The following is a 13474-nucleotide window of genomic DNA, read 5'->3' as shown; positions in this document are numbered from 1 at the left end:
TTTAAAATACAAAACGCCCGATGAAGTACATCGAGCGTTTTAGTTAAAAAGTGTCAACCCATATCAGGACGGGTCATCGTGAATTAAATATTAAACAGTTTTTTGGCATTCTCAGTCGTTATGGCATCGATGGTTGCGATGTCGACATCACGCAAGTCGGCAACACGTTGTGCAACGAGAGAAGTGTAGGCTGGTTCATTACGTTTACCACGGTGTGGCACCGGCGCTAAATATGGACAGTCGGTTTCTAAAATGACCCACTGCATATCCAAATGTGGAATGACTTTATCCATCCCGCCATTCTTAAAGGTTGATACGCCACCTAAGCCTAAGTGGAAGCCTAGCTCATTGATTGCTTGTGCTTCTTCTAAGCTGCCTCCAAAACAGTGGAATACACCACGCAGACGACCATCTTGCTCTTGTCGTAGCAAAGTGAGTGTTTCTTCAATCGAATCACGAGTGTGGATAACGACCGGTAAATCCATCTCTTTTGCCCAGTCAAGTTGAGCTACGAACGCCATTTCTTGCTCAGCACGATAGGTTTTGTCCCAATACAGGTCGATACCGATTTCGCCCACCGCAATAAACTTGTGTTTCTCAAACCAGCCGCGGATGATCTCCAACGTTTGCTCAACGTTGTTATCCACATAGCAAGGGTGCAGCCCCATCATTGAGTGGCATACGTCAGGATATGCCGCTTCGGTTTTTAGCATGGGCTCAATTGAGTCCAGATCGATGTTTGGCAACAGGATTTTATTAATGCCTTGCGTTAAGGCGCGTTGTACTACTTCATCGCGGTCGTTATCAAATTCGCTAGCATAGATGTGCGCGTGGGTATCGATCATCGTTACTCTCTGTGCTTCATGGTTGGTTTCGTATTCGAAGTATACTTGAGTGTGAGTGCTGGGTCATTTTCAGTTTTTTTCATTACCTTTTTCCAGATTGTCACTCGCAACATGCATCAAGAGTGATATGATTTTGTTCACCAGATGATTTGATCATCATAACCGTCCAGACAAGGAGAAAATGGTGTCTGTATCAATTCAAGGTCCATTCCCTGCACGCCGTATGCGTCGTTTACGTAAGCACGATTTTAGTCGTCGTTTGATGGCTGAGAACCAACTTTCTGTTAATGATCTGATTTACCCAATGTTCATTCTTATGGGTAAAGATCGTCGTGAGAGCGTGGAGTCCATGCCGGGTGTAGAGCGTTTGTCGATTGATTTAATGCTAGAAGAAGCACAATACCTTGCAAATCTAGGCGTTCCAGCAATCGCGCTTTTCCCTGTCGTAAACCAAGACGCTAAAAGCTTATGTGCTACTGAAGCCTACAACCCAGAAGGTTTGGTTCAGCGAGCAGTACGAGCACTTAAAGAACACATTCCTCAAATTGGTGTAATCACAGATGTGGCACTCGACCCATTCACGACACATGGCCAAGACGGCATCATCGATGAAGATGGCTACGTAATGAATGATGAAACCACAGAAGTATTGGTTAAGCAGGCTTTGTCTCATGCAGAAGCGGGTGCTGACGTAGTCGCGCCTTCAGACATGATGGATGGCCGAATTGGTAAGATCCGCGAAGCATTAGAAAACGCGGGCTACATTCATACTCAAATCATGGCTTACTCGGCTAAGTACGCATCGAACTACTACGGACCATTCCGTGATGCGGTTGGCTCTTCTTCAAATCTAAAAGGCGGCAACAAGAAAAACTACCAAATGGACCCAGCAAACATTGATGAAGCGATTCACGAAGTGGCGCTAGACATCAATGAAGGTGCGGACATGGTGATGGTTAAACCTGGTATGCCATACTTAGATGTAGTTCGCCGAGTAAAAACTGAACTTCAAGTACCGACATTTGCTTATCAAGTCTCTGGCGAGTACGCGATGCATAAAGCGGCGATCATGAATGGCTGGCTCAAAGAGCGTGAAATTGTGATGGAATCACTATTGTGCTTCAAACGTGCAGGTGCAGATGGCATCTTAACGTACTTTGCGAAAGACGTTGCTGAGTGGTTGGCAGAAGAGAATGCACAAACTGCTCAACACCTAAATCGTACTCCGGAAGCGACAGAAGAGTAATTATCGCTCAGTGAGAAATACCAGACCAACAAGAGTTGTTCGTCTGTATATACCCAAGTAACCTCAGGCGGATTACAACAGTAACAATCCAAGGTGCTTGGGTATTTTTATTTTGGAGAAGAGAATAATGACAATGCTGATTCGTGAAGGCACATTGGAAGAAGCACTTCAAGTTGTGGCGCGTGTTACCGAGTTTTCGAAAGGAGAAACGGTAGACTCCATGACTCAACGTTTAGAAGAGAAAAACAGTTTAATCCTCGTTGCAGAAAAAAATGGCACGATTGTCGGCTTCAAAATAGGTTACGAATTAGAGGATGGTGTTTTCTATAGCTGGTTAGGTGGTGTTGTCCCTGAAGCTCGAAATGAAGGCGTGGCACAACTGCTTTTGGAAGCTCAAGAGGATTGGGTGGCAGAACAAGGCTACAACACATTAAAAGTGAAATCTCGAAACCAGTTTCCGGCTATGCTTCGCTTGTTGTTGAGAAATGGCTATATAATTGAAAAGTTTGAAGAAAAAGTAAATCTTCGAGAATCTCGAGTGCATTTCATTAAAGCAATGTGAAAATAAATGAGATTTTTTCTCATTTAACTGTTGACTACGAAATGAGAATCATTATTATTAATCCTGTCTTAGGGAATGAGGAAAGTTCACAAGGACGTTGAGTGACTTATTAACAGAAGTTAATTAACTGAAAGTTGAGAAGTGATGAAACATTTTTCCGAGAACTTGCACGAATTCTTTTTGACACGACATTGCTCACATTGCTTCCAGTGTAATTTATAGCTTCTTGGTTAAGCTGCTCTATTTACAGAATTTGCTTTACCACTTCTGCTAGGCGACCCCATTCGGGTCGCTTTTTTCTTTTCTACGATTTCTATTTGACGTCACTATTAATATCTTTTCCACATGCGATGATCATTTTAGGATCGTTGATCTTCTCGCCGTTATGCGAATTTGTTGTTATTAATCAATGGTTTGGGTTGGTGCTTTCTTGTGTTTTTTGTTATTGGATAACCAGTGGATAATTTCTATAAACAGAGTTATCCACAGGAGGTGGTGTTTTCGTGAATAAAGTCGGAAAAATTTACGCGACCTAGATCGAGCGAACAAGATAGATTCAGATCAGCAGTCATGGCATCCTAGGCAGATCTCTCAAGTACTGAATTGGATACAGACAATTATGGCAAGTATTCCTGAAAATCCGTTGATCCTTATCGACGGCTCTTCTTACCTATATCGCGCTTTTCACGCCTACCCGGGCACCATGAGCAATGGTGAAATTCCAACTAATGCCGTTTACGGCGTCGTGAACATGTTACGCAGCATGATGCGTCAGTTTGCGTCTGAGCGCATCGCGGTGGTTTTCGATGCAAAGGGAAAAACCTTTCGTGATGATATGTATGCAGAATACAAAGCGAATCGTCCGCCAATGCCGGATGACCTGCGTTGTCAAATTGAACCATTACACAATGTTATTCGTGCAATGGGTTTGCCGCTGATCTGTGTTCCTGGCGTCGAGGCGGATGACGTCATCGGTACGTTAGCATACCAAGCATCACAAAAGGGCATGCCTGTATTGATCAGTACTGGTGATAAAGACATGGCGCAGCTAGTGGATGATAACATTACCTTGATCAACACCATGACGAACGTCGTAATGGATCGTGAAGGTGTGGTTGAAAAGTTTGGCATTCCACCTGAATTGATCATCGACTACTTAGCACTGATGGGCGATAAAGTAGATAACATTCCTGGTGTACCGGGTGTCGGTGATAAAACAGCGACCGCACTACTGCAAGGTATTGGTGGTCTGACGAAGTTGTATGAAAACCTCGATGATATTGCAGGGCTTGGTTTCCGTGGTTCTAAAACCATGGCGAAAAAGCTCATCGACAACAAAGAAAATGCCATGCTTTCGTATGAGCTCGCGACCATCAAATTGGATGTTGAGCTTGAGGAAACGCCAGAATCATTGCTGAAAGCGGAACCAAATAAAGACGAATTAGTGAAGCTGTATGGCCAACTGACGTTTAAATCTTGGTTGAATGAACTACTTGAAGGCGGTTCTGGATCTGTGGAGGCCGTAGAGCTTGCAGGATCTTCACAAGCTTCTTCTTCTCAAGCCGAGATGGAAACTTCTGCGGTAACAATCGATCGCAGCCAATATGAAACAATTCTGGATAAAGAAACCTTCAATGCTTGGCTAGATAAACTTCAAACGGCTGAGCTGTTTGCATTTGATACGGAGACCGATAACCTAGATTACATGCTAGCGAATCTAGTTGGTTTGTCATTCGCTGTCGATGAAGGTATTGCGGCTTATGTGCCAGTTGCACATGACTATTTAGATGCGCCTGAACAGCTTGATCGTGATTGGGTACTAGAACAGCTGAAGCCAATTCTTGAAGATGCAGCGAAAGCAAAAGTCGGTCAAAACTTAAAGTATGATGCGTCTGTACTCGCTCGTTACGACATTGAGCTAAAAGGTATCAAGCACGACACGATGTTGGAATCGTATATCTACAACAGTGTCGGCGGTAAACACGATATGGACAGCTTGGCGCTTCGCTTCCTACAGCACAGCTGCATTTCTTTTGAGCAAATTGCAGGTAAAGGCAAAAATCAGCTTACGTTTAACCAAATCGAACTGGAACAAGCATCGCCATACGCGGCAGAAGATGCGGATGTGACCCTTCGTCTGCACAATCGCTTGTTTGCTAATATCGAGCAGGATGAAAGCCTAAAGACAGTTTACGAAGAGATTGAAATGCCGTTGGTGCCAGTTCTTTCGCGCATTGAACGCACTGGGGTCTTTATCGATGAAATGAAGCTGAGTGCGCAGTCGGTCGAGATTACCGCTCGCCTTGATGAGCTTGAAAAGAAAGCGTACGAAATTGCTGAGCAAGAGTTTAATATGAACTCTCCAAAGCAATTACAAGCCATCCTATTTGAAAAAATGGGTTTACCGGTTGTGAAGAAAACGCCATCAGGCACACCATCGACGAATGAAGAAGTTCTGCAAGAACTCGCGCTAGACTACCCACTACCAAAACTGATTTTGGAATACCGTGGTCTGGCGAAGCTAAAATCAACTTACACCGACAAACTGCCGAAGATGATCAACCCATCAACGGGTCGCGTGCATACTTCTTACCACCAAGCAGTGACCGCAACGGGTCGTCTATCTTCTACTGATCCGAACTTACAGAATATTCCAATTCGTAACGAAGCCGGCCGTCGTATTCGTCAAGCGTTTGTCGCGCCATCAGGGCATAAAATCTTAGCGGTCGACTACTCGCAAATCGAACTTCGCATCATGGCGCACCTTTCTCGCGACCAAGCTTTATTGGATGCATTCCGTGATGGCAAAGATATCCACGCGGCAACCGCAGCAGAAATCATGGGTGTTTCTATTGAGGACGTTTCAAGTGAGCAACGTCGTCGTGCGAAAGCGGTTAATTTCGGTCTTATTTACGGCATGAGTGCGTTTGGTTTGGCGAAGCAATTAGGCATTCCTCGTGGTGAGGCTCAAGCGTACATGGATACATACTTTGAACGTTACCCAGGCGTGATGCAGTACATGGAAGACACACGCAGCACGGCAGCAGATAAAGGGTATGTTGAAACGATTTTTGGTCGACGTTTGCATTTACCAGAAATCAAATCGCGCAACGGGATGCGTCGTAAAGCTGCTGAACGTGCGGCAATCAACGCACCAATGCAAGGTACGGCTGCGGACATCATTAAGAAAGCGATGCTGTTGGTTGATCAGTGGATTCAGGAAGAAGGCAATGGTCGTGTGAAGTTATTAATGCAAGTACACGATGAATTGGTCTTTGAAGTTGAAGAGTCATCATTGTCCGAAATTGAAAGTAAAGTACAGAAATTGATGGAATCTGCAGCAGAGCTAAAAGTACCGTTGGTTGCAGAAGCAGGTCACGGTGATAACTGGGATCAAGCTCATTAGTCACTTTTAGACCAAAATAACCAATTAATTATGAGCCAGCGCACAAACGCTGGCTTTTTTTTGAGATTAAAAAAGCTAGCGCAAAGTTAACTTTGATGTTGCTTAATAAAAGTTTCATGAAAAAAAACTACAAAAATTCTTTGCAATTCTGACCAATTGTTGTACATTAATACTCGTAGGGTACAGAGGTAAGATGTTCTATCTTTCAGACCTTTTGTTTCACGTTATTGGATTAGGCTGATTCAGCCGCCCCAGTCAGTTTTTGACTGGGGCGTTTTTTATTGGGCGAAAGAAAATTATTCTTTTGGATCAGTAGCTTAAAGTAAGCCTTTAAAAACCTTCTTTTTTGACCTTTCTAAGTCACTGCAAAATCTCGATTTTTCCTTCAAATTTATTGCGTTATTCATCCTGTAAATTTACGCCAGTCACACTATTATTTTTTCTTGAAGGAAACTAAGTTACATCTTTTTGAAGCTTTGCTTGGCTTAAATGTCTGAATTGTAAAGCTATTGGGTGTTTTTCGAGTGAATGTTTGGTGATGCACAGGAAACAAGAGCGCTTTTTAACCTATTGAAATCGAATCTCAGTTCAGCAATGCTTCGTCACATAACAATAATTACCAATTTTTCTCTCCCGTTATCCCTGCCAGGAAGGCGGGGATTTTTATTGTCTGTTATTTAGTTCAGATAAACAAAAGCCCCACCAAATGGCAGGGCCGTGTCGAAGAAATTTAACAAATATTGTTAATTATTCTTCATCGCTCGCTGGTATCTCTTGTTCGTCTTCTTCTATCAGGTGCGCTAGTGCTGGTGCAAACCAGGTATCCAGTTTTGCACGTAGCTGATCGACACCTAATCCTTTAAGTGAAGAGAACACATCAACAGAAACGTCACCACCGAAAGTTTCTACTTGCTTACGAACTTTCAGTAGAGTTTGTTTGCGTGCACCACTTTTTAGTTTATCTGCTTTGGTTAGCAAAACCTGCACAGGAATGTGGCTATCGATGGCCCAGAAAATCATTTGTTGGTCGAGATCTTTCATTGGATGACGAATGTCCATTAGAACCACTAAGCCTTTTAGGCACTCGCGTTTCTGTAGGTATTCACCCAAAGATTTCTGCCATTTGTTTTTCATCTCTACCGGTACTTGAGCAAAACCGTATCCAGGTAGATCGACAATGTGACAACCTTCTTCTACTTTGAAAAGGTTGATTAATTGCGTACGACCAGGTGTCTTTGATGTCTTGGCTAAGCTTTTTTGATTAGTTAGACGGTTAAGTGCACTCGATTTACCAGCGTTTGAGCGTCCTGCAAACGCAATTTCGACACCTTCGTCTTCCGGCAGGTGACGAATATCGGGTGCGCTGGTGATGAAATGCGTATTTTGGTAATGAATTTTTACGCTCACTGTTAACTCCATCTCGACTTTGTGTAGTCGATTGATTACTTTTTTGTGAAAATGTGTAAAATAACCGTGCTCGGCATAAGGTCGCCTATTGTACCATGAGTGTACGCGGTATGTTCACATTCCGTGGTACTGGAAGCTTGATAATTATAATGGAATGTCATGAAGAAATTAGCGCTAATTTTGAGTCTTTTAGCCAGTTGCTCAGTATGGGCCCAAGGTAATATTGAGGCTGGTAAAGCAAAATCACAAACCTGTGTCGCCTGTCACGGAGCAGATGGCAACAGTGCAATAACAACGTACCCGAAACTCGCAGGCCAACACGCTAAGTATCTTGAGAAGCAGTTAAAAGAACTTAAGCTAGGCATGACAAGTGGTGGTAAACAAGGTCGTTACGATCCTGTAATGAGTGGTATGGCAATGCCACTGAGCGATGAAGATATCGCAGACCTATCTGCTTACTACGCTTCGCTACCAGTTTCAGAAAACTCAACACCTGAAGATGTAGTAGCAAAAGGCAAAACGCTTTATACCGCTGGTGATGCCGAGCGTGGCCTAACCGCATGTATTGCATGTCATGGTCCTCGTGGCAATGGTACTGAGCTTTCAGGTTTCCCGAAAATTTCTGGTCAGCATGCTGACTACATCAAAGCTCAGCTAGAAAAATTCCGTGATGGCGACCGTGGCAATGATATGAATGCCATGATGCGCGACATCGCGAAGAAAATGACAGACGAAGATATCGAAGTGCTGTCTAAATACGTTGGCGGTCTGCACTAATATACCTAAATCGCTCAAGATCCTGCATCTTGAGCTGGTTGGGTAGATGTCCCTACATCGTTCGAGCAACTTGTACAAAAATGCCCTAGTGAATCCACTAGGGCATTTTTGTTCGTGACAGATATCACAGTCGAGTTTGGATGCGAAAGCGATAGTTGGCTCGGCAGTTTGTGAGACATTTGCCATACTTGATGTTGGCTTTTTCTTGTTAGTGTTTTTAAGCTTTTGATTAAATGATAATTTTGATTTTTTAGAAAAATAGGCGGATTATTTTTTCAACCCATTACTTGTGAGCATAACGGGATGGCGTAAAGTAGAAGTCGTTCACAGGGAGTGAATGTAAGGATTTAAGACCACGGTTTAGGTCTCCAAGGATGTAGCTCGGATGCTTGGTGATTTAGAAAGGGATTTAGATAGGTAGGGAGCCTATCAGATAAGGATGGTCATCTCGTCTGACGGTTAAGACAGTGAAACGGATCAGGCACAGGAAGTTGCTCAGTAGACAGGAAGTAAACGGATAGCCAAAACTCATCAGGAAGATGAAAAACAACTCTTTTTGGCAGGGAAAGCTCTAAAAACAAAGGGATCATTGGTGCACCAAATGTGTGCAACACAGTTTCGCCAATTGATGGCACTTAGAAAGCGACAGTCTGACTGTCGCTTTTTTTATATCCGTTGACTTGCTCAGTCGTAACTTGAATTGAGATTACTGCACTTATTTAGCTTTATAGGTTGTAAACAAAGTTTTTTAATAAAAATTGCTGAAAAAATACTCAACAACACTCCAATCCGAGTTCACTTTCTGGTATGTTTCGCATCCCTGTTTGAGGAAGTCAGCATGCATACCTGTCCTTTATGCCAAAATCAGCGCACTCACCATTATTTTGAAGATAAGCGTCGTGAATATCTTCAATGTGAGCAGTGCAGCTTGGTATTCGTAAATCCAGACCAACGTTTGGATGCGGAAAGCGAAAAAGCTCACTATGATTTGCATGAGAACAACCCCGATGATTTGGGTTACCGACGCTTTTTGTCGCGTATTGCTGACCCGATCACAGAGCGAATTTCTCCACAATCAAATGGTATCGACTTTGGTTGTGGTCCTGGCCCAACGCTCTCCTTGATGCTGGAAGAGGCGGGGCACAACATGGCGTTGTACGATCTCTACTACCACCCTGATACGTCGGTTTTAGAAAAAACGTACGACTTCATGACAGCAACAGAGGTGATAGAGCACCTCTACCACCCAGATTTGGTGTGGAAGCAATGGTTGAATTTAGTTAAGCCAGGGGGCTGGATAGGCCTGATGACGAAAATGGTCATCGACGTGGAGGCTTTCAAATCATGGCATTATAAGAACGATCTCACTCACGTAGTGTTCTTTAGTCGTGACACGTTCCAGTTCCTAGCAGAGCGGGATAAGCTCGAACTCGAATTTATTGGTAATGATGTAATTTTACTGAGGAAACCCCAGTAATGAGCCGTAGTAAAAAATCTAGAAAACCGGGTGCCGCTGGTGCACCTGAGTTTGTTGTAACTCGTAACCGTACAGAATCTGATGTGGAAGGCCGCTTACGCAAGCGTGCTAAAAAGCGTAAAGGTCTGAAAACGGGTAACCGTAACTCAGAAGTTAACGAGCAGAAAAAGCAAGCTGCTGCACAAAATCGCGACCCGCGCTTAGGCAGCAAAAAGAAAATACCTCTGATTGTTGAACCTGCGAAGAAAATGACGAAGCAAGAGCGTCGTTTGTCGGCAGAGCAAGAACTAGAGATGCTAGAAAATGACGCGCAATTGAACGTGTTGCTAGACCGTATTGAAGCGGGTGAAAACCTGGGCACAGGTCTACAGAAATTCGTCGATGAGAAACTCGATCGCATTGAGAAGCTAATGGACCAACTAGGTTTGTTGGAACCTGAAGAAGAGGAAGACTTCACTGCACCTGCTGAGAAAAGCACGCGCAACGATGATGACTTGCTAGCAGATTTCGACGACATTAATTTCGACGACTATAAAGGATAATTAAGCTATGAATGTAACCTTATTAGCTATTGCTGGTGTTGTGATTATCGTCGCACTCGCTTCTTATGCAGGTTACCTTCTGCTTCAATTGAAAAAGCAAAAGGAATTGCAGCTGAAGCATCAAAAATTGGCGATAGACAAACGTAACGCCAACATTTTTGAGAATGTGCATACCTTGTGTCAGGCGGGCATTCAAGGGCAGTGCGATTTATCTGAAATCAGTATCCGTGTGTATAACATCATGGATTATGTACAAGGTGAAGACCGCGTTGATTTCGATAAAACGTACCCTGCGATTTCTGAGCTTTACCACATAGTGAAAGATATGGCGCGTGGCGAAGAACGCCAAAAACTTGCCAAGAAAGAGCGTATGCAACAGAACTTGACGCGTCATAAAGCGGAAAGCCGCCTCACTGATGCGATTATTGAGGAGCTCAAAGTGTTGCAGAAAAACGTCCAGCCACTGAATAATCAAATCAATATTCAGATGATTTAAGCGCGACCCTCAATAGTCTCCTTATGACTAATGGGGGTATCGTGATCACGCTAGCACTTCTTTAGTTTTATACTTAAAAAGCCAGTCGGCGTTGCCACGCTTGTCATCGTCGTATGGCAAAATAGCGGCTCTGAATATCGGGTGACGGCTTTCGTTGCCCTAGCATTTAACGGAAAGTACCACCATGTCGAATCAACACACTGAATCGAAACAGCAAATCGTCTGGGATCAAGCGGTATTGGATAAGTACAACTATTCCGGGCCTCGTTATACGTCGTACCCAACGGCGCTGGAGTTTCATGAAGCGTTCACCATTTCTGATTATGATATGGCATGCACTCAATACCCAGAACGCCCATTATCGCTGTACGTACACATTCCGTTCTGTCACAAGCTTTGTTACTACTGTGGATGTAATAAAGTCATTACACGCCACTCGCACAAAGCGGATGAATACCTCGACGTGCTTGAACACGAAATTCGTCAACGTGCTGCATTACTTGCTAGTCGCACCGTGACGCAATTGCATTTTGGTGGTGGTACACCGACGTTTCTCTCTGAAAAGCAAATCACGCGTGTAATGAGCCTGCTACGCCAAGAGTTTACTTTTAGCAGCGATGCTGAAATCAGTATCGAGGTTGACCCGCGTGAAATCGAGCTGACCATGCTGGATCATCTGCGTAGTGAAGGCTTCAATCGCTTGAGCATCGGTGTTCAGGACTTCAACAAAGAAGTGCAAAAGCTGGTGAATCGTGAGCAAGATGAAGAGTTCATCGTTGCGATGGTTGCGCGCGCAAAAGAGTTAGGCTTTCGTTCGACGAACCTAGATTTGATTTACGGTTTACCGAAGCAGACCAAAGAATCTTTTGCCAAGACTCTAGAACAAGTACTAGAGATGCAGCCGGGCCGTCTATCCGTGTTTAACTACGCGCACATGCCACAGCTATTTGCAGCGCAGCGTAAGATTAAAGACGAAGATCTGCCAAAGGCAGAAGAGAAGATGGCAATTCTGCAAGACACCATCGCGACACTGACTGGTGCTGGCTACCAATTTATCGGTATGGACCACTTTGCTTTGCCGGACGATGAACTTGCTGTTGCCCAGCGCGAAGGTATTTTGCATCGCAATTTCCAAGGCTACACCACACAAGGTGAATGTGACTTGGTTGGCTTTGGTGTTTCTGCAATCTCGATGATCGGCGATGCGTACGCGCAAAACCAGAAAGAGCTGAAGAAATACTACGCTCAAGTCAACGAACTTCGTCACGCTCTGTGGAAAGGGGTCTCGCTGGACTCTGATGATTTGCTCCGTCGCGAAGTGATTAAGCAGCTGATTTGTAACTTCAAATTAGACAAGAAAGCCATTGAGTCTGAGTTTAAAGTGAGGTTTGAACAGTACTTTAAAGAAGATTTGCAGCTACTTCAGACCTTTATTAACGATGAGCTAGTAGAAGTGGATGATAATGAAATTCGTGTGACGCTGCGAGGTCGTTTGTTGATCCGTAATATTTGTATGAGCTTCGATAAATACCTACGAGCAAAGGCACGTCAGCAACAGTTCTCTCGTGTTATTTAATCCGAGATACAGATTCAAGATATAAAAAATGCCAGCAGATGCTGGCATTTTTTTATGTTTTTGCTGGATTTAAGCGCGATCTTTTACTTTTTCTCTCAGTTCCGCTTTTTCTGCTTCTGAAAGGAATGCAATCTCAAGGCCATTGATTTGCGCTTGGCGAATCTGGTCTTGGCTCAGACCAGCGGCTGGTGCCGCTACTTCGTATTCGTATGGCAGTTCGATACCTTCAACCGCTGGATCGTCAGTGTTCAGACACGCAAGAACGCCATGCTCTAGGAACTGCTTGAGAGGGTGGTTTTCTAGCGTTTCTACCGTACTTGTTTGGTAGTTTGACGTCAGGCAAGATTCAATACCAATGCGGTTTTCTGCTAGGTAATCCATCAGTTTTGGATCGTGAATCGCTTTTACGCCGTGACCGATACGAGTTGCGCCCAGCTCATTGATTGCTTGCCACATGCTCTCTGCACCTGCTGCTTCACCAGCATGGACCGTTACCCCAAGGCCAGCATCGCGTACTTGCTTGAAGTGAGACACAAAGCGATCACCCGGTTGGCCTAGCTCGTCACCCGCAAGGTCGACGGCAACGATGTGATCTTTCTGGCTCAGAATGCCGTCCAGTTCTTGTTGACATGCGTCAGTGCCAAATGTGCGACTCATGATACCGATCAGGTTGGCTTTCACGCCAAAATCGCGCATACCCGCTTGCACACCGTCCACGACGGCTTCAACAACCCCCGCTACTGGTAGTTTGTGTTTCATCGCCATGTAGTAAGGAGAGAAACGCAGCTCTGCGTAATCGATTTGTGCGTTTAGCGCGTCTTCTACGTTTTCGTACGCGACACGACGACATGCATCTAGATCGCCCAGTACAGCAACACCCCAGTCGAGCTTAGAAAGGAAAGCAACAAGAGAGGGTTCCGCTTCGACAATTTGAACGTGAGGAGTGAGAGACTCAATATCGTATGCTGGTAGGGCAATGCCAAACTTTTGGCCTAGCTCAAGAATCGTTTTAGTACGAATGTTACCGTCGAGGTGACGGTGCAAATCAGTAAGAGGAAGGTTCTTCGTTATCATTTTGTCGATCCGGATAGTTATGAACTGGAACAGGGCCCAAACATCATCTGTGACAATACATGGGTA

Annotated in this window: 11 protein-coding genes; 8 read left to right on the top strand and 3 right to left on the bottom strand. The window is 44.3% G+C overall.

Going from position 1 to position 13474, the window contains the following annotated elements; genetic code table 11:
• Positions 1-83 precede the first annotated feature (83 nt).
• Complete coding sequence (locus tag R8O11_RS15285) at positions 84-845, bottom strand: TatD family hydrolase (RefSeq protein WP_213871812.1); 762 nt, start codon at positions 843-845, stop codon at positions 84-86.
• A gap of 184 nt (positions 846-1029) precedes the next feature.
• On the opposite strand from R8O11_RS15285, the gene hemB reads away from it, so the two are divergent.
• From hemB to polA, 3 genes are all read left to right on the top strand, one after another.
• Positions 1030-2091: a porphobilinogen synthase gene (gene hemB, locus R8O11_RS15280; RefSeq protein WP_031777176.1), complete on the top strand. Its 1062-nt coding sequence runs from the start codon at positions 1030-1032 to the stop codon at positions 2089-2091.
• Positions 2092-2218: 127 nt separating this feature from the next.
• Positions 2219-2653, top strand: a complete 435-nt coding sequence (locus R8O11_RS15275) for a GNAT family N-acetyltransferase (protein ID WP_005379245.1) — start codon at positions 2219-2221, stop codon at positions 2651-2653.
• A gap of 619 nt (positions 2654-3272) precedes the next feature.
• Positions 3273-6059 carry a DNA polymerase I gene (polA, locus tag R8O11_RS15270; protein ID WP_213880014.1) on the top strand — a complete coding sequence of 929 codons (2787 nt, stop codon included), beginning with the start codon at positions 3273-3275 and terminating at the stop codon, positions 6057-6059.
• 747 nt (positions 6060-6806) lie between these two features.
• On the opposite strand, the gene yihA is transcribed toward polA, so the two are convergent.
• Positions 6807-7466, bottom strand: coding sequence for a ribosome biogenesis GTP-binding protein YihA/YsxC (yihA, locus tag R8O11_RS15265; RefSeq protein ID WP_017635019.1), 660 nt, complete (start codon positions 7464-7466; stop codon positions 6807-6809).
• 159 nt (positions 7467-7625) lie between these two features.
• Between yihA and R8O11_RS15260 the strand changes: the two genes are divergently transcribed.
• From R8O11_RS15260 to hemN, 5 genes are all read left to right on the top strand, one after another.
• Complete coding sequence (locus R8O11_RS15260) at positions 7626-8243, top strand: c-type cytochrome (protein ID WP_005379248.1); 618 nt, start codon at positions 7626-7628, stop codon at positions 8241-8243.
• A gap of 838 nt (positions 8244-9081) precedes the next feature.
• Positions 9082-9720 carry a class I SAM-dependent methyltransferase gene (locus R8O11_RS15255; protein ID WP_005379250.1) on the top strand — a complete coding sequence of 213 codons (639 nt, stop codon included), beginning with the start codon at positions 9082-9084 and terminating at the stop codon, positions 9718-9720.
• Complete coding sequence (gene yihI, locus R8O11_RS15250) at positions 9720-10262, top strand: Der GTPase-activating protein YihI (protein ID WP_005379252.1); 543 nt, start codon at positions 9720-9722, stop codon at positions 10260-10262. The genes R8O11_RS15255 and yihI overlap by 1 nt, the downstream gene beginning before the upstream one ends.
• 7 nt (positions 10263-10269) lie before the next feature.
• Complete coding sequence (locus tag R8O11_RS15245) at positions 10270-10758, top strand: DUF2489 domain-containing protein (RefSeq protein WP_318194261.1); 489 nt, start codon at positions 10270-10272, stop codon at positions 10756-10758.
• 184 nt (positions 10759-10942) lie between these two features.
• Positions 10943-12334 (top strand): oxygen-independent coproporphyrinogen III oxidase, encoded by a 1392-nt coding sequence (hemN, locus tag R8O11_RS15240; protein WP_213880012.1) that lies wholly within the window; start codon positions 10943-10945, stop codon positions 12332-12334.
• A 69-nt stretch (positions 12335-12403) separates the two neighbouring features.
• On the opposite strand, the gene add is transcribed toward hemN, so the two are convergent.
• Entirely contained in the window at positions 12404-13408 is a 1005-nt protein-coding gene (gene add, locus R8O11_RS15235; RefSeq protein ID WP_005379257.1) for an adenosine deaminase, read from the bottom strand.
• Between the last annotated feature and the right edge of the window lie 66 nt (positions 13409-13474).

Source organism: Vibrio sp. 1288 (genome assembly GCF_033344475.1).
Note: the sequence above shows the minus strand (reverse complement) of the source record. Positions and strands in the feature narration are given on the sequence as shown.

Excerpts from the sequence above, each read along its gene's own strand:
- R8O11_RS15285 (WP_213871812.1), bottom strand. The coding sequence starts at position 845 with ATGATCGATACCCACGCGCACATCTATGCTAGCGAATTTGATAACGAC.
- R8O11_RS15275 (WP_005379245.1), top strand. The coding sequence starts at position 2,219 with ATGACAATGCTGATTCGTGAAGGCACATTGGAAGAAGCACTTCAAGTT.
- polA (WP_213880014.1), top strand. The coding sequence starts at position 3,273 with ATGGCAAGTATTCCTGAAAATCCGTTGATCCTTATCGACGGCTCTTCT.
- R8O11_RS15260 (WP_005379248.1), top strand. The coding sequence starts at position 7,626 with ATGAAGAAATTAGCGCTAATTTTGAGTCTTTTAGCCAGTTGCTCAGTA.
- R8O11_RS15255 (WP_005379250.1), top strand. The coding sequence starts at position 9,082 with ATGCATACCTGTCCTTTATGCCAAAATCAGCGCACTCACCATTATTTT.
- yihI (WP_005379252.1), top strand. The coding sequence starts at position 9,720 with ATGAGCCGTAGTAAAAAATCTAGAAAACCGGGTGCCGCTGGTGCACCT.
- R8O11_RS15245 (WP_318194261.1), top strand. The coding sequence starts at position 10,270 with ATGAATGTAACCTTATTAGCTATTGCTGGTGTTGTGATTATCGTCGCA.
- hemN (WP_213880012.1), top strand. The coding sequence starts at position 10,943 with ATGTCGAATCAACACACTGAATCGAAACAGCAAATCGTCTGGGATCAA.
- add (WP_005379257.1), bottom strand. The coding sequence starts at position 13,408 with ATGATAACGAAGAACCTTCCTCTTACTGATTTGCACCGTCACCTCGAC.